The organism is Nocardia aurantiaca, assembly GCF_009708175.1.
Lineage (GTDB): Bacteria > Actinomycetota > Actinomycetes > Mycobacteriales > Mycobacteriaceae > Nocardia > Nocardia aurantiaca.
The window spans coordinates 22,081-37,443 of the sequence record NZ_WMBB01000012.1 but is presented as its reverse complement, the minus strand read 5'-3'; the positions used below and the strand labels follow the sequence as shown (position 1 = coordinate 37,443).

The window sequence follows — 15,363 nt, the reverse complement described above, 5'->3', positions numbered from 1 at the left end:
CCAGTATGTGGCGCTCACCAGCGAATATGTGGCAACGACACGGCGGATCGGCCAATTCCGCAGAGCGACCGATTAGTTCGTGCGGACCGCGTAGTCGCCGAGCGCCGGCTCGAGGGTGTCGAAGGCAGCGGCGACCCGCTCGGCCAGCGACGCGGCGATGGCCTCGTTCGGCTCCCCCGCGACCGTGCGGCGCAGCACCTCCTCGAACAGGACTCGATGCACTCCGCTCAGCAGCGCGGCCGCGATCCGAGCAGCGAAATCGTCTGCGGTGGAACCTGTTTCCTCAGCCAGCACCTGAAACAGATGTCGCTCCCGGTCCTCGTGGAACTCCCGCAGCCGTGCCACCAGCGCGGGACTGCCGGTGATCAGGGCGGCGAAGTCCGGCCCGGAGAATCCAGCGAGCACGGCATCCTTCGCCGCGACCGCGGCGAGATACGCGCGGCGCAGCGCGGCCAGCGCCGACTCTCCTGGCTGCCGCTCACGCACCGCGGTCGCCGGGCCCGCCACGAAAGCGTCGTGAATATCCAGCACCAGGTCTTCCTTGCGCGGGAAGTAGTTGGTCACCGTCATCTTGGCGACCTCGGCCGCCTGCGCGATCTCGGCGATGGTGACGTTGTCGTACCCGCGGTCCAGAAACAGCCGAGTGGCGGTGTTCGAGATGTTCTGCCTGGTCTGCGCCTTCTTGCGGGCGCGCAGGCCCAGCGCGGGGGTACCGGTCTCGGCCGAGGGTGCGCTCATGCCGACGAGCATATCCACACCCGACACAAGTTAGTAGTCGATCTATTTTTAGAACGAAGCCAGGTTTACCGACACCGGTCACATCGGTCAAGATCACGGGGCGGCCGATTCGCCTACCGCCAGAACTTACTCTGCAGTAAGGTCGAGGGGACGAGTGCGATCCCGCACATCGAACGCCGAACCCTGCGAGGTCAACAGCCATGGCATGGAAGCCCAGCGAAATCCCGGACCAGACCGAGCGCACCTTCGTGATCACCGGAGCCAACGGCGGGATCGGCGAGCAGACCACCAGGGTGCTCGCGAGCAAGGGCGCCACCGTCATCATGGCCTGCCGCAATGCCGCCAAGGCGCAGGAGGTGGCCGACCGCATCGAGGGTGACGTGCGGGTGGCGAACCTGGATCTGGCCGACCTCGCCTCGGTACGTCAATTCGCCGCGAGCACAGGCGAATTCGATGTGCTCATCAATAACGCGGGCCTGATGAACATTCCGTTCTCGCGCACCGAGGACGGGTTCGAAACCCAGTGGGGCGTCAACCATCTCGGCCACTTCGCGCTGACCGGCCTGCTGCTGGACAAGATCCGCGACCGCGTGGTCACCCTGGCCTCCATCGCCCACAAGCAGACCCCCAAGTTGTGGATCGACGACCTCAACTACGAACATCGCCGCTACCAGCGCAATCTCGCCTACGCCCAGTCCAAGCTGTCGAACCTCATGTTCGCCCGCGAACTCCAGCGGCGCCTGACCGAGGCCGGTTCGTCCAAGCGCTCCTACGCGGTACACCCCGGCGTCTCCGCCACCGATCTGTTCGCCCGCACCGAAACCCCCCTTGACACGATCTCCAAGCCGTTCATCCGACTCATCGGCCAGTCTCCCTACCACGCGGCCTACTCCTCCCTGTTCGCCGCGACCGAGCCCGACGCCGACCCCACCGTCTACTGGGGTCCGACCCGCTGGTTCGGCAGCCGGGGCCCGGTCGAGCCGTCGCCGTCGAGCAAGATTTCGCGGGACCCGGAACTGATGCGCCGGCTCTGGGAAGAGTCCGAGCGTTTGACCGGCGTCACATACAAGTTCTGATCAGCAGACCTGCCTACTACGGGAGCCGTAGTAGGCAGGTACCGTGGGGGGCGTGTCCGCTCCCCATCGCCGTCCGGCCCTGATTGTCTTCGTGGTCGTGGCATTCCTGGCGTGCCTGGGGTTGGGCTACTGGCAGTGGACCCGGTTCGAATCGGGTGGTGGCACGTACCAGAATCTCGGCTACGCCTTGCAATGGCCGCTGTTCGCGGGATTCGTGGTATGGGCCTACGTGCGATTCGTGCGTCTGGAGAAGGAATCCGTGGAGGACGCGGCTCCCGCTCCGGACACAACCACCGAGGTCACGCCGACCGGTGCGCCCGCCGCCCGGCCGCGTCGGCCGAAAGCGGCGGCACCGCGCGAGATTCCGGCGGGCATCCTGCCGGAGCGTCCCACGGCGGCCAAGGACGAGGATCCCGAGCTCGCCGAATACAACAGGTACCTGGCCGAACTGCACGCCCGCGATATGGACGACAAGGTCCGTGACGCCGGGCTGCACCACACCGAGAGGAGCGCCGGTTGAGCACCCGCGACAACTCCGCAGAATCCCCCGTCGCCGGTGAGACCACCACGCTGGCTCCCCGCCCGCTCGGTGCCGCAGCGCCCGAGAAGATCCGCGGCGCGCTGACCCGCTACCGCGCGCTGGCCTACATCACCGGTGTGTGGCTGCTGGTGCTGTGCGGCGAGATGATCTACAAGTACCTGATCCTCGACGATTCCAGCACCGCCCCGCACTGGCTGTTCTACATCGGCCAGGTGCACGGCCTCTTCTACATGATCTACCTGGTCTTCACCATCGACCTCGGCATCAAGGCCCGCTGGAGGCCGCTGACCACCGCGCTCACCTGCCTCGCGGGCACGATCCCCTTCCTGTCCTTCGTGTTCGAGCACTACCGCACCCGCGACGTGAAATCCGCCTTCGGCCTCTGAGCATCGAACGAAAACCGCGCCCCGCCGAAGAATCGGCGGGGCGCGGTCGGTTTCAGGACCCGTGAGCACATCTGCGAACCAGGTGCCCCGCGGTCCGTGCGAGCGCCCGGGCCTGGGCCGGCCGATGTGCGCGATCGGCCGCTCCATCGCCGCATGGGCGCACCGCCCGTGGCACCGACCGGCGCCGGCCGCCATGCGAGAACGGCCCGGCGGTTTCCCGCGCGGCGGATACGGTCAGGGCCCGGGTACTCGACCCCGGCCCCTGAATCGCCGTATCGCGGGGGCCGATTCAGCCCGCGGCGAGACCCGCCAGCGCGGGGAGAAGCTGGCGCAGAGCGCGGCCGCGATGGGAGGCGGCGTCCTTCTCGGCGGGAGTGAGCTGGGCGGAGGAGACGTCACCTCCGGCGGGATAGAAGATCGGATCGTAACCGAAGCCGCCGTCGCCCACCGGCTTTCGGCCGATGACGCCCGGCCATTCACCACGCACCACTTCTTCGACGCCGTCGGCGACCAGGGCGCAGGCCGAGACGAAACGCGCGCCGCGGCGCTGGTCCGGGACGTCGCCGAGCTGGGACAGCAGCAGGGTGTTGTTGGCCTCGTCATTGCCGTGGGCGCCGGACCAGCGCGCCGACAGAACGCCGGGCATGCCGTTCAGCGCATCCACCTCCAGGCCGGAATCATCTGCGACGCAGGGGATTCCGGTGGCGGCGAAACCGTCATGGGCCTTGGTGAGGGCGTTCTCCTCGAAGGTCGCGCCGGTCTCCGGGGCCTCGTCGTAGGGCGGGACGTCGTTCAGGCCGATGATCTCGATGCCCGCGATCCCAGCCTCATCCAGGATGCGGCGCAGCTCGTTCAGCTTCTTGGCATTGCGGCTGGCGACCAGGACGCGTCGAGTCATCGCTTCTTGGATTCCTCGGGCTCGGGCAGCACACCCGGGTACGGCAGGGCGAGGGCTTCCTTCTGCACCACGAACAGCTGCTCGCAGCCCGCGAGCGCGGAGTCCAGCAGCTTGTCGAGGGTGGAGCGGGGGAAGGTCGCGCCCTCACCGGTGCCCTGGATCTCGACCAGGGTGCCGGTGTCGGTGGCCACCACGTTCATATCGACCTCGGCGCGCGAATCCTCCTCGTACGGCAGGTCCAGCCGCACCCGGCCATCGACCACGCCGACGCTCACCGCGGCGATGGCGCAGGAGATCGGTTGCGGGTCGGTCAGTTTCCCGGCCGCGCCCAGGTAGGTGATGGCATCCGAGAGCGCCACGTACGCGCCGGTGATGGCGGCGGTACGAGTGCCGCCGTCGGCCTGCAGCACATCGCAGTCCACGGCGATGGTGTTCTCGCCGATGGTGGACAGGTCGATGCAGGCACGCAGCGAACGGCCGATCAGCCGCGAGATCTCCTGGGTGCGGCCACCGACCTTGCCCTTCACCGACTCTCGCCCCGAACGGGTATGGGTCGCCGCGGGCAGCATGGCGTATTCGGCCGTCAGCCAGCCCAATCCGGAATCCCGGCGCCACGGCGGCACCCCATCGGTGACACTCGCGGTGCACATCACCCGCGTCTGCCCGAATTCCACCAGCACCGACCCCGCCGGATGCGTGGTGAATCCCCGAGTGATCCTTACTTCGCGGAGTTCGTCATCCGCCCTGCCATCGGCTCGTTTCGACACGGCCAACAGGCTATACCGCCTGCCCCGCGCCTCAGCGGACTCCCCTGCCTCCCCGGGAGAGGTGAGCACTGATTTCGTAGCCGTCGGGGTTCATCGGGTACGGCGTGAATTGGTTCCGCGCCCAACCGCCGGCACGGATGCACGACAGTCGCCCGTACTCAGCCGCCCGCTGAAGGTCCGGCGAGGCGGGGGAGCCTCAGATATCGAAAACCTCGCCCGGGGACACGGCGTGGACGGGACCGCTGAAGACCGCCTTGGCTTCGGCGATGACGTCCTCGCGGGAGGTCCACGGGGGAATGTGGGTGAGCAGGAGTTCGCCGACGCCGACCCGGGCGGCGATCAGGCCCGCTTCGTGACCGGACAGGTGGATGCCCGGCGGGCGGTTGGCCGGGTCGTGGGTCCAGGAGGCCTCGGAGAGCAGAACGTTTGCGCCGCTGGCCAACTCGAAGACCTCGTCGCACAGGGCGGTATCACCGGTGTAAACCAGGGTGCGCCCGGTGGCGGTGGTGATGCGCAGGCCATAGGACTCCGGCGGGTGGTACATGCGACGGGCCTCGACGGTGTGGCCGGGGCCGAAAGGGGTCGGCGTATCCGCCTGCCAGATCCGCATGTCGATCACGTCGGACCAATCGTCGGTTTCGCCGCCGATCTCCGCGGAGGCGTTGCCGATTCGCAGCGAGGTGTCGGTGGGGCCGTAGACGATGGCCTTACCCGCGGGCGGATTCGGGTGGTAGCGACGCCACACCAGCAGGCCCGGCAAATCCAGGCAGTGGTCGGCGTGCAGGTGGGTCAGGAAGATGTCGACCTCACCCGGATCGAGGTGGCGCTGCAGCGCGCCGAGCACTCCGGGGCCGAAATCGATGACGGTCGGTGTCATATCCGGGCCGGTCAGCAGGTAACCCGACGCCGGGGAATCCGGGCCGGACACGCTGCCCGAGCACCCGAGGACGGTGAGGCGCATTCCCCCATGCTGCCACGCTGCATTCTCACTCAAGGAGGGATCCCCCATATCGCCGACCACGTCCAGCGTCACCCCTACAACGCGAGACGGCCGGCGTCAGATCCGCGACGATGACGACGTTCACTCCCAGAGAGTACCCATCCGGCAACCACTCCACCTATCGCCCCGAAAAGATGTCCTTGCCAAGAGATTTCCGGGTTGCCGGGCAGGACTCCCCACAGGATCGAGCCGTATAGCACGGCCACCACCAGCCCGACCGCGATCTGCAACACATTTCGCGAGAACCAGCCCCAGCAGATCAGATACGTGAGCCAGCCGAACACGAGCACCGAGGCCCCGACCGAAACACTGTGCGGCGGCGCGGTGAGCCACTGCCCCGTTCCCGCGATCACCCAGATGATGGCCGTCGCCGTCAGCCCGCGCCCGATCCCCGTCAACAACGTGAGCAGCCCGAGCACGATGACCGGCAGCGTGTTCCCGAACAGATGCCCCCAATTGGCATGCAGCACAGGCGCGAACAGAATGCCGATCAGCCCCTCCCCGCTGCGCGGCTTCACCCCCGCCTGATCCAGCTCGTTGCCGGTCAGGCTGTTGACCCCCTCGACGCCATACAGCAACACCGTGAATCCCAGGGTCAACGCAATGGCACGCTGCCACAGCAGCTTCAGAGCGCCATTCCCCTCCGATCCCTCCGCCGGCTTCGCCAACTGGCCCCGCAGCCGCGCGATCCGATCCGGATCGAACGACGCGCCCATGCCGCTCCCGCCGCCCATGCCAAGACCTCCTAGCCGCCCTTGCCCCGAGCCTACCGCCGCGATACGCCCGACCGCCTCGGGGAATTCCCCGATCCGCGAACCTCCCACACGCCTGCTCGACCCCGGCCGCGGCGGAGACCGCAAGTCGTCATCCGCGCCTGTTCATGCCGGGGCCATGCCCCCGGCGTCACTCACCGTCCGGCCGACATGAATCGCCGACCAGACCGGTCACGGATACGGCCGGACCGGCGCCACCGCCACGACAGCTTCCGGACCTGCGAGCACGAGATCAACTCGGCGCACGGCATCCCGGCGTGGGCGCGTGAAATCCGCGGGCTGCGGCAGGGAGCCGACGCCGAGGCGCGCTCCGGCGAGCGGCACACCCGTGATCGGCTCCGCGACCTGGCCGGATGGTGCGGCCCTGCGCGGGCGTCGGCATTCGCCGGAGTTCGGGTGTCGGGCGGACCCGCCCGCCGGCGGTCGACCTTCGACCGCAAATGCCGCGCGCCCGCTGCGTTTTCGCAGCGGGCGCGGGAAGCCGAGGCTGGAATCAGGCCCAGAGCTGGCCGTCGAGCTTTTCTTCCGCCTCTTCGAGGGTGCCGTCGTAGGCGCCGGTGGAAAGGTATTTCCAGCCGCCGTCGGCGACGACGAAGGCGATGTCGGCGCGTTGACCGGCCTTCTGCGCCTTCTTGGCGACGCCGAGGGCGGCGTGCAGGATGGCGCCGGTGGAGATACCCGCGAAAATGCCCTCTTCGAGGACCAATTCGCGGGTGCGGCGGACGGCGTCGTAAGGACCGACCGAGAAACGCGAGGTCAGGACCGACTCGTCGTAGAGTTCGGGAACGAAGCCCTCGTCGAGATTGCGCAGGCCGTAGACCAGTTCGCCGTAGCGGGGCTCGGCGGCGACGATGTCGATGCCGGGGACCTTCTCGCGCAGGAAGCGGCCGGTGCCCATGAGCGTGCCGGTGGTGCCCAGACCAGCCACGAAGTGCGTGATCTCGGGCAGGTCGGCGAGGATCTCGGGACCGGTGGTCTCGTAGTGCGCCAGCGCGTTGGCGGGATTGCCGTACTGGTAGAGCATCACCCAGTCCGGATTCTCCGCCGCGATCTGCTTGGCCAGCGCCACAGCCTGATTGGAGCCGCCCGCGGCCGGGGAGTCGATGATCTCGGCGCCGAACATGGTCAGCAGCTGCCGCCGCTCCACCGAGGTGTTCTCCGGCATCACGCACACCAGGCGATACCCCTTGAGCTTGGCCGCCATGGCCAGCGAGATACCGGTATTGCCGCTGGTGGGTTCGAGAATCGTGCAGCCGGGCGTCAGCCGCCCGTCGGCCTCGGCCTGCTCGATCATGCGCAGCGCGGGCCGGTCCTTGATGGACCCGGTCGGATTGCGGTCCTCGAGTTTGGCCCACAGCCGCACGTGGTTGTCACCGTCCCACTGCGGGGACAGATTCTTGAGCCCGACCAGCGGGGTGTTGCCCAATGTCGCGATCAGCGACTCGTAGCGCGCCATGGTCAGCGGACGCCGTCGGCGGTGTCCGATGCGCCTCCGGCGACCGCCGGGAGGATGGTGACGGTGCCGTCCGCGGGCACCTCGGCCTCGAGCCCGCCGCTGAACCGCACATCCTCGTCGTCGACGTAGATGTTGACGTAGCGGTTCAGCTTGCCGTCCTTGAGCAGCTTCGCCTCCAAGCCCGGGTAGTTGGCCTCGAGGTCGGCGATGACGGCGGCCAGGGTCGCGCCCTGCGCCTGAACGCGCTTCTCGCCCTTGGTGATCGGGCGCATGATGGTCGGGATGGACACGGTGACCGGCATGAGGGGGGACTCCTTGTATTCTTCCGGCGTGCGGGGTGCTTGAAAGTCGTTCAGGCGTCGACGGATTCGCTGTGGGCCGCGACGATCTCGACGGGCTCCTCGGTGACGACGCCGTCGATGATCCGATAGCTGCGCAGGTCGTGCCGCTCCGGATCGCGGGTGGAGATCAGCACATAGTGGGCATTGGGCTCCGACGCGAAGGAGACGTCGGTGCGGCTCGGGTACGCCTCGGTGGCGGTGTGCGAGTGATAGATGACCACCGGCTCCTCGTCGGCGGCATCCATCTCCCGCCACAGCCGCAGCTGCTCGCCCGAGTCGAACTCGTAGAAGGTGGGCGAGCGCGCGGCATTGACCATGGGGATGAAACGCTCGGGCCGATCGGAGCCCTCAGGACCGGCGATGACACCGCACGCCTCATCGGGGTGGTCGGCGCGGGCGTGCGCCACCATCGCCTCCACGAGGTCGGCTCCGATCACCAGCACAGTCGCATCCTTCCGCTCGACGCCTCCGGCCGAAAGGCCGAAACGCTGTCGTCAACAGGTCAGAATATGCGGCTATTCCCGATGAATCCGCTCACACCCCTCTGCGCCGAACAGGTCGCGGTAGGCCGGGATGCCCGCCACCGAGGTGGCCGACAGGATGGCGTCCACGATCGCGCGCTCCACACAGACCGCCGCGGCCGTGCACAGCTGGTCCAGGATCAGCAGGTCCGCGGGGAAGGCGGGCGGCATGGGCAAGCTCGGCCGCGGCTCGGCGGTACCGGTCGCGATCGCGAACAGGGTGTCGCCGTCCAGCGGTGAGTGGGCGGGCCGGATGGCCCGGGCCAGCCCGTCGTGCGCGGTAGCGGCCAAGCGGCGGCAGGCGGCCGGATCCAGCGCCGCGTCGGTGGCGACCACGCCGATGGTGGTGTTGAGCACGGTGCCCTTCACCGCGAGGGCGTTCGCCGCGGCCAACTGTTCGGCGGTGGCCGCACGGAGCCCGAAATACTCGGCGCCGTCGGTTCCCGTGCCCCATGGGAATCCGGTGCGCGGATCGAAGACCGAGCCGACCGGATTGGCCACGATCACCGCGCCCACGGTGATGCCCGCAGCCGGACCGTCGTCGAAACACACACTGGCGGTACCGATTCCGCCCTTGAGCGAGCCCGCCCGCGCGCCGGCGCCCGCGCCTGCCGAACCGCGCTCGAACTCCGTGCCCGCGGCCTCCGCGGCCAGGTAGCCGAAGTCGGCGTCGGGCCGAATGTTCCACGCCCCCACCGGAAGATCGAAGATGACCGCCCCCGGCACGATCGGCACCACGCGGGCAGGGTCGGCGGGATCCATCGGGATCCCCTCCCTGTGCTCCTCCAGCCAGCGCATGACGCCGTCGGCGGCGGCCAACCCGTAGGCGCTGCCGCCGGTGAGCAGGATCGCATTCACCTGCCGCACAGTGTTTCCCGGATCCAGCAGGTCTGTCTCGCGGGTGCCCGGACCGCCGCCGCGCACATCGACCGAGGCGACGGCGCCGCCCGGCACCCGCACCACCGTGCAGCCGGTGGCCGCGCCGGAACCGAGCGTGGCCTCGGCGTCCAGCGCGTGATGATGGCCGACCAGGACGCCGCTGACGTCGGTGATCGAATTACGTGGTCCCGCCACACTGTTCACGGCAGTTCCTCCTCGGTGGCCACGTGGCGTCCGATGGCTAGGGCGCGAGCGCCTGGATCAGCGAGTCCTGCATCCAGGTGAGCCAGTGGTACACCTCGAGACTCGGCCCGCGCGGATCGTCATCGGGAAAATGGTCGGGCGTGTCGGAGGTGACGTCCAGGGCCGTGCCCAGCGCCAGCCGCACGTCATTGAGCGCGGTGAGCCAGGCGTCGGCCTGTTCCTGGGTGATGACGATCCTGCCGCCCTGCGGCGGCAGCGTCTCCAGGATGACCAGGCCCGCGGCCACCTTGGTCTCGATGATCTCCGGCTCGTGCAGGCTGCGCAGGGCGCCGTTGAGGTCGGCGCGGTCGGCGTCAGGGGAACCGGGTTCGGGGCGATGGAAGTCCGGCAGCAGCCGGGCCAATCGCGGATCGTCGGGCGGACTGGTGTTGCCCAGCTCTAGCCCGGTCAGCGCCGCGAGGTCGTCCTCAGGTGCAGAGCGGGCGCGATCGGTGAGCAGTCCGGTGACGGCCCCGACCAGCGAACGCAATACCTCCGCCTCGTGGGCGTCCATTTCCGAACGCAGCTTCGGACCGCCCAGGGAGTTCTTTCTGCTCCACTTCCGCACAGGGTTACCGTAGTCGCCTCGATCACTCGTCACGTTGCATGGTGGCCCACAGTCCGGCCGCGTGGAGCCGTTGGACGTCATGCTCCATCTTGTCGCGCGAGCCGGCGGACACCACAGCCTTGCCCTCGTTGTGAACCTTCAGCATCAGCTCGGTTGCCTTGCCTTTGCTATAGCCGAAGAGCTTCTGGAAGATGTAGGTCACATAGTGCATGAGGTTGACCGGATCGTCCCATACGACGGTGACCCACGGCCGGTCCTCGGCCTCCAGAATCTCGGAGTATTCCACAGCCTCCGGTGTCGCCTGTGCCGCCGACATAGCCACGTTGACGCCGGCCGGACCGGCGGCGACCCGGACAACGTCCTGATTACACAGACCCATAACACCCAGGGTACGACTGGACCGCGATAAGACAACAGCCCACGACACGCCGAAGCGCGTCGCTCCCGCACGCGGCGCATGCGGCAAACGAAGAGCAACGGCACCGCATTTGCGCCAGCTCAACGCCTGATTCGCGGCCCAAGCGCAGAGATGTGGAGCGCTCGATTCCGGATTCTCCGCGGCGACGGAGCGAACGGCTCCATAGACCTGCGCCTCGGAGGAGCGAGGGAAGGAAGAATCGAGACCTCGGGGCCGCGAACCCGCCCGGAGCGAAGCGGAGGGCAAAATAGGCGCGGTGATGATCGCCGACGGACTGACCAGTACGGCCCTGCTGACCGACCAGTACGAGCTGACCATGCTGGCCGCGGCGCTGGCCGATGGTTCGGCCCAGCGCCAGTGCACCTTCGAAGTATTCGCTCGCAGGTTGCCGCACGGCCGCCGCTACGGAGTGGTCGCGGGGACGGGGCGATTGCCGGCGGCACTGAGCGAATTCCGTTTCGGCGAAGCCGAACTCGCGGTCGTGGAGCGGTTCCTGGACACCCGCACCCTGAAGTGGTTGCGCGACTACCGCTTCCGCGGCGAGATCGACGGCTATCGCGAAGGCGAGCTCTTCTTCCCCGGCTCCCCCGTCCTCACCGTGCGCGGCAGCTTCGCCGAATGCGTCCTGCTGGAAACCCTCATCCTGTCCATCTACAACCACGACAGCGCGATCGCCGCCGCGGCCGCCCGGATGGTCAGCGCCGCCGGCGGCCGCCGCATGATCGAAATGGGTTCGCGCCGAACCCATGAGCTGGCCGCCCCCGCCAGCGCCCGCGCCGCTTACCTGGCCGGCTTCGACGCCACCTCCAATCTGGAGGCCACCCGCAGCTTCGGCGTGCCCAGCGCGGGCACCAGCGCGCACGCCTTCACCCTGCTGCACAGCGGCGCGGACGGCGCGCACGAGGCGGCGGCCTTCCGCAGCCAGGTCGAAGCGCTGGGCGTCGGCACCACGCTGCTGGTGGACACCTTCGACATCACCCGCGGCGTGGCCACCGCCATCGAGGTGGCCGGGCCCGAATTGGGCGGCGTGCGTATCGATTCCGGTGATCTGGGCGTGCTGGCCCGGCAGGTGCGCGAGCAGCTCGACGCCCTGGGCGCGGTGCACACGCGCATCGTGGTCTCCGGCGACCTGGACGAATACTCCATCGCCGCACTGCGCGCCGAACCGGTGGACGCCTACGGCGTCGGCACCTCGCTGGTCACCGGATCCGGCGCGCCGACCGCGGGCATGGTCTACAAGCTGGTCGAGGTGGACGGCATTCCGGTGGCGAAACGCAGCCCCCACAAAGAATCTCGGGGCGGCACCAAGCGCGCCGTGCGGCTCGCCCGCCGCACCGGCACCATCGTGGAGGAGATCGTCTACCCCGCTACCGCGGCCCGCCCGGACCCGGACGGCTTCGAGATCCGCGATCTCCAGGTCCCGCTGGTGCGCGATGGCGAGGCGGTCGGGGACCTCGCGACCCTGGCGCAGAGCCGGGAACAGGTGGCCAAGGGCCTGAACAGTCTGCCCTGGGAGGGCCTGAAGCTGTCGGCGGGCGAACCCGCGATTCCGACGACCTTTTCGCGCTGAACCGCCACAGCCCCGCCGCGATCGCCGCGGCGGGCGCGGCGAACAGGGCCGTGTGCGCCAGCGTGCCCAGCAGCTCCTCGACCTCGAACGAAATGTCGTGCCACACCAGATCCGCCACCACACCGGCGATCTCGAAGGCCACGAAATACCGCAGGGCCATGAGCGCGGCGCCCTTCATCGCTTCCCCCGATCCATCGACCGACGCCGACGCGGCGCGGCGGGGCACCGGGCGGCACAATGCAATACGAGCGGCGCGCCGTCCTGGTTCAGCCGCCGATTCCCGGGAGGTACGCCCATGAGCCGAGCCCTGATCGTCGTCGACGTGCAGAACGATTTCTGTGAAGGCGGATCACTGGCTGTCGCGGGCGGGGCGGCCGTGGCCGAGCGCATCACCGAATACCTGAGCGTCTCCGACTATGCCACCGTCGTCGCCACCCGCGACTTCCACATCGACCCGGGCGCGCACTTCTCCGCCCGGCCCGACTACGTCGACACCTGGCCTCCGCACTGCCGCGTCGGGACCCCCGGCGCGGACTTCCACCCCAACCTGAACACCACGCCCATCCGGGAGGTCTTCTCCAAAGGCGCGTACTCCGCGGCCTATTCGGGCTTCGAGGGCACCGCCTCCGACGGCAGCACCACCCTCGCCGACTGGCTGCGCGCCCATGAGATCGACGCCGTCGACGTCTGCGGCATCGCCACCGACCACTGCGTCCGCGCCACCGCCCTCGACGCTCGCGCCCAGGGTTTCGACACCCGCGTCCTGCTCGGCCTCACCGCCGCCGTCTCCCCCGGCACCCTCGCCACCGCCCTGGACGAACTCCGTGCCCGCGGCGTCGAACTGGCCGGAACGCTGGAGAGCTGATCCTCGAGCTCGAAACCGGATCGCAGGTTCGCGGCCGGTCTCGTTCCGCACTGTGCTCCGCCTCCCCGCGCTCGGAGCGGGAAAGCGAACGGCTTCGTAGACTGCCGCCATGGAGGTGCGCAGGAGGGAAGCGAGACCTCCAGGGCCGCGAAGCCGCCGCGAATCGAACACTGTCGGCGCGGCGCAGTAATCTGGCCGCGTGCCCGAACTGCCTCCCGTTCCGAAGCTGTTGGCCACCGCTGTGCAGGCGTTGGGGGGCAAGGAGCGCACGGGGCAGCAGACCATGTCGGCCGCCGTGGCGCACGCCATCGACACCGGCGAGCATCTGGCGGTGCAGGCGGGGACGGGCACCGGCAAGTCGCTCGCCTATCTGGTGCCGAGCCTGCGGCACGCGGTGCGGACCGGGAGGACCGTGGTGGTGTCGACGGCGACCATCGCTTTGCAGCGGCAGCTGGTGGACCGGGATCTGCCGCGACTGGCCGACGCGCTGGCGACGCCGCTCGGGAGGGTGCCGCAGTTCGCGATCCTCAAGGGGCGCAACAACTATCTGTGCCTGAACAAAATCAATAGCGCCATTCCGGACGAGCCCGAGGCCGAACTCTTCGACGCCTTCGCCATTTCCAAACTGGGCCGCGAGGTACAGCGGCTGCACGAGTGGGTGTCCGACACCGAGACCGGGGACCGCGACGAACTCGCCCCCGGCGTGAGCGACCGGGCATGGCGGCAGGTGAGCGTGAGTTCCCGCGAATGCCTGGGTAAGTCGCGCTGCCCGTTCGGACAGGACTGCTTCGCCGAGAAGGCGCGCGCCGAATCCGGGCAGGCCGATGTGGTGGTGACCAATCACGCGCTGCTGGCCATCGACGCCATCAGCGGCATCCAGGTGCTGCCGGAACACGATGTGGTGGTCATCGACGAGGCGCACGAACTGGTGGACCGGGTGACCGGCGTGGCCACCGCCGAACTGTCCACCCCCGCCATCAGCGCCGCCGCCAAGCGGTGCTCGAAGCTCATCGACGAACAGGAGGTGGACCGGCTCGAGAGCGCGGCCGAGGCCTGGCACAACCTGCTCGACGAGCTGAACCCCGGACGCTGGGATCGCATGCCCGACGGCGCGGCCCCGGTGCTCGCGCTGATTCGTGACGCCGCCTGGAACGCGCGCACCGCGCTCGCCCCGCAGGGCGCTGGTTCCGCGCAGGGCGACCCGGAATCCGCGGCGGCCCGCAATCAGGCGCTCGCGGCCGTCGAGGAAATACACGACGCGGCGGTGCGGGTGCTGACCACCTTCGAGGAGGCCGATCCGGCCGCGCACCGCGATGTCATCTGGCTGGCGTCGGAGGACGTGCGCGGGGTGGCCCGCCGCACCCTGCACATGGCCCCGCTATCGGTCGGCGGGCTGCTGCGCAGCCGCCTGTTCGGTACGGCCACCGTGGTTCTCACCTCGGCGACCCTCCAGATCGGCGGCTCGTTCGACAATCTGGCGGTGACCTGGGGGCTGCCGCCGCAGTCGTCGGCCACCGTGGACCCGGCGCTGGCCAATGGCGCGGAGACCCCGTCGGACGAGAAATCGCTGCGCTGGAATTCGGTCGACGTGGGTTCGCCCTTCGACCACGCCAAGTCCGGAATCCTGTACGTGGCGAAGCATCTGCCCGCGCCCGGGCGGGACGGCCTGCCGCAGGCGTACCTGGATGAGATCGAACGCCTCATTCGCGCGGCGGGCGGGCGCACCCTCGGACTGTTCTCGTCCATGCGAGCGGCCAAGGCCGCCACGGAAATACTGCGCGAGCGCCTGGACACGCCGATCCTGTGCCAGGGCGACGATGCCACCGGCGCACTTGTCCGGAAATTCGCCGAAGACCCGGAAATCTCACTCTTCGGGACGCTTTCGCTGTGGCAGGGGGTTGATGTCCCCGGTCCGTCGCTGAGTCTGGTGATCCTGGACCGGATTCCGTTCCCACGCCCGGACGACCCCCTGCTGGTGGCGCGTCAGCGTGCGGTGGAATCGCGAGGTGGCAATGGATTTCTGTCCGTCGCGGCCAATCACGCGGCACTGCTCTTGGCGCAGGGAACGGGGCGTTTGCTGCGCAGTGTGGACGATCGCGGCGTAATCGCAATTCTGGATTCGCGGCTGGTCACAGCACGCTATGGCGGTTATCTCCGAGCATCTTTGCCGCCGTATTGGGAAACATCAGATCCCCACGTTGTGACAAAAGCTCTCGAAAGACTGACAAATAGTGTCGCACAAATGAAATGACGTCTGTGAGAACAGTCACAGGGGTGGTTCTTACTTCTGATCAGAAGTAAATTGGCTTTCGATACTCCGGTG

At 68.5% G+C, this 15,363-nt stretch carries 17 protein-coding genes; 6 read left to right on the top strand and 11 right to left on the bottom strand.

What is annotated here, in order from left to right:
• Positions 1-72 precede the first annotated feature (72 nt).
• A complete protein-coding gene (locus GLP40_RS24480; protein WP_230329892.1) occupies positions 73-738 on the bottom strand; it encodes a TetR/AcrR family transcriptional regulator in 666 nt (221 codons plus the stop codon).
• Positions 739-938: 200 nt separating this feature from the next.
• Between GLP40_RS24480 and GLP40_RS24475 the strand changes: the two genes are divergently transcribed.
• Genes GLP40_RS24475 through GLP40_RS24465 form a run of 3 tightly spaced genes read left to right on the top strand, consistent with a single transcriptional unit; the run spans position 939 to position 2,741 of the window.
• Positions 939-1,814 carry an oxidoreductase gene (locus GLP40_RS24475; protein ID WP_154790352.1) on the top strand — a complete coding sequence of 292 codons (876 nt, stop codon included), beginning with the start codon at positions 939-941 and terminating at the stop codon, positions 1,812-1,814.
• A 52-nt stretch (positions 1,815-1,866) separates the two neighbouring features.
• Entirely contained in the window at positions 1,867-2,334 is a 468-nt protein-coding gene (locus GLP40_RS24470) for a transcriptional regulator (RefSeq protein ID WP_328290604.1), read from the top strand.
• Positions 2,331-2,741: a DUF3817 domain-containing protein gene (locus GLP40_RS24465; RefSeq protein WP_407671659.1), complete on the top strand. Its 411-nt coding sequence runs from the start codon at positions 2,331-2,333 to the stop codon at positions 2,739-2,741. The genes GLP40_RS24470 and GLP40_RS24465 overlap by 4 nt, the downstream gene beginning before the upstream one ends.
• A 289-nt stretch (positions 2,742-3,030) precedes the next feature.
• On the opposite strand, the gene rdgB is transcribed toward GLP40_RS24465, so the two are convergent.
• From rdgB to clpS, 10 genes are all read right to left on the bottom strand, one after another.
• A complete protein-coding gene (rdgB, locus tag GLP40_RS24460) occupies positions 3,031-3,639 on the bottom strand; it encodes an RdgB/HAM1 family non-canonical purine NTP pyrophosphatase (RefSeq protein ID WP_154790351.1) in 609 nt (202 codons plus the stop codon).
• Positions 3,636-4,406, bottom strand: coding sequence for a ribonuclease PH (rph, locus tag GLP40_RS24455; RefSeq protein ID WP_328290603.1), 771 nt, complete (start codon positions 4,404-4,406; stop codon positions 3,636-3,638). The genes rdgB and rph overlap by 4 nt, the downstream gene beginning before the upstream one ends.
• Before the next feature lie 196 nt (positions 4,407-4,602).
• Positions 4,603-5,367, bottom strand: a complete 765-nt coding sequence (locus GLP40_RS24450) for a cyclic nucleotide-degrading phosphodiesterase (protein WP_154790349.1) — start codon at positions 5,365-5,367, stop codon at positions 4,603-4,605.
• 74 nt (positions 5,368-5,441) lie between these two features.
• The gene (locus tag GLP40_RS24445) at positions 5,442-6,140 is read right to left on the bottom strand and encodes a rhomboid family intramembrane serine protease (protein ID WP_230329891.1); all 699 of its coding nucleotides are present in this window, start codon (positions 6,138-6,140) and stop codon (positions 5,442-5,444) included.
• A gap of 532 nt (positions 6,141-6,672) precedes the next feature.
• On the bottom strand, positions 6,673-7,635 hold the full coding sequence (locus GLP40_RS24440; RefSeq protein ID WP_154790348.1) for a PLP-dependent cysteine synthase family protein: 963 nt from the start codon (positions 7,633-7,635) through the stop codon (positions 6,673-6,675).
• A gap of 2 nt (positions 7,636-7,637) precedes the next feature.
• On the bottom strand, positions 7,638-7,937 hold the full coding sequence (locus tag GLP40_RS24435; protein ID WP_154790347.1) for a MoaD/ThiS family protein: 300 nt from the start codon (positions 7,935-7,937) through the stop codon (positions 7,638-7,640).
• Positions 7,938-7,987: 50 nt separating this feature from the next.
• Positions 7,988-8,419 (bottom strand): M67 family metallopeptidase, encoded by a 432-nt coding sequence (locus GLP40_RS24430; RefSeq protein WP_328290602.1) that lies wholly within the window; start codon positions 8,417-8,419, stop codon positions 7,988-7,990.
• A gap of 72 nt (positions 8,420-8,491) precedes the next feature.
• The gene (locus GLP40_RS24425; protein WP_328290601.1) at positions 8,492-9,580 is read right to left on the bottom strand and encodes a P1 family peptidase; all 1,089 of its coding nucleotides are present in this window, start codon (positions 9,578-9,580) and stop codon (positions 8,492-8,494) included.
• 37 nt (positions 9,581-9,617) lie between these two features.
• The gene (gene aosR, locus GLP40_RS24420) at positions 9,618-10,187 is read right to left on the bottom strand and encodes an oxidative stress transcriptional regulator AosR (protein WP_328290600.1); all 570 of its coding nucleotides are present in this window, start codon (positions 10,185-10,187) and stop codon (positions 9,618-9,620) included.
• A 22-nt stretch (positions 10,188-10,209) separates the two neighbouring features.
• Positions 10,210-10,566, bottom strand: coding sequence for an ATP-dependent Clp protease adapter ClpS (gene clpS, locus GLP40_RS24415; protein ID WP_154790345.1), 357 nt, complete (start codon positions 10,564-10,566; stop codon positions 10,210-10,212).
• 298 nt (positions 10,567-10,864) lie between these two features.
• Here clpS and GLP40_RS24410 point away from each other — a divergent pair, with 298 nt between their 5' ends.
• The 3 genes from GLP40_RS24410 to GLP40_RS24400 all read left to right on the top strand — a co-directional run bounded on the left by GLP40_RS24410 (position 10,865) and on the right by GLP40_RS24400 (position 15,291).
• A complete protein-coding gene (locus GLP40_RS24410) occupies positions 10,865-12,175 on the top strand; it encodes a nicotinate phosphoribosyltransferase (RefSeq protein ID WP_154790510.1) in 1,311 nt (436 codons plus the stop codon).
• A gap of 295 nt (positions 12,176-12,470) precedes the next feature.
• On the top strand, positions 12,471-13,040 hold the full coding sequence (locus GLP40_RS24405) for a nicotinamidase (RefSeq protein WP_154790344.1): 570 nt from the start codon (positions 12,471-12,473) through the stop codon (positions 13,038-13,040).
• A 199-nt stretch (positions 13,041-13,239) separates the two neighbouring features.
• Positions 13,240-15,291, top strand: coding sequence for an ATP-dependent DNA helicase (locus GLP40_RS24400; RefSeq protein WP_328290599.1), 2,052 nt, complete (start codon positions 13,240-13,242; stop codon positions 15,289-15,291).
• Positions 15,292-15,363: the final 72 nt, after the last annotated feature.

Bases quoted from the DNA above. Each gene is read 5' to 3' on its own strand.
- GLP40_RS24475 (WP_154790352.1), top strand. From the start codon at position 939: ATGGCATGGAAGCCCAGCGAAATCCCGGACCAGACCGAGCGCACCTTC.
- GLP40_RS24445 (WP_230329891.1), bottom strand. From the start codon at position 6,140: ATGGGCGGCGGGAGCGGCATGGGCGCGTCGTTCGATCCGGATCGGATC.
- GLP40_RS24450 (WP_154790349.1), bottom strand. From the start codon at position 5,367: ATGCGCCTCACCGTCCTCGGGTGCTCGGGCAGCGTGTCCGGCCCGGAT.
- rdgB (WP_154790351.1), bottom strand. From the start codon at position 3,639: ATGACTCGACGCGTCCTGGTCGCCAGCCGCAATGCCAAGAAGCTGAAC.
- GLP40_RS24435 (WP_154790347.1), bottom strand. From the start codon at position 7,937: ATGCCGGTCACCGTGTCCATCCCGACCATCATGCGCCCGATCACCAAG.
- GLP40_RS24405 (WP_154790344.1), top strand. From the start codon at position 12,471: ATGAGCCGAGCCCTGATCGTCGTCGACGTGCAGAACGATTTCTGTGAA.
- GLP40_RS24480 (WP_230329892.1), bottom strand. From the start codon at position 738: ATGAGCGCACCCTCGGCCGAGACCGGTACCCCCGCGCTGGGCCTGCGC.
- GLP40_RS24440 (WP_154790348.1), bottom strand. From the start codon at position 7,635: ATGGCGCGCTACGAGTCGCTGATCGCGACATTGGGCAACACCCCGCTG.
- GLP40_RS24410 (WP_154790510.1), top strand. From the start codon at position 10,865: ATGATCGCCGACGGACTGACCAGTACGGCCCTGCTGACCGACCAGTAC.
- clpS (WP_154790345.1), bottom strand. From the start codon at position 10,566: ATGGGTCTGTGTAATCAGGACGTTGTCCGGGTCGCCGCCGGTCCGGCC.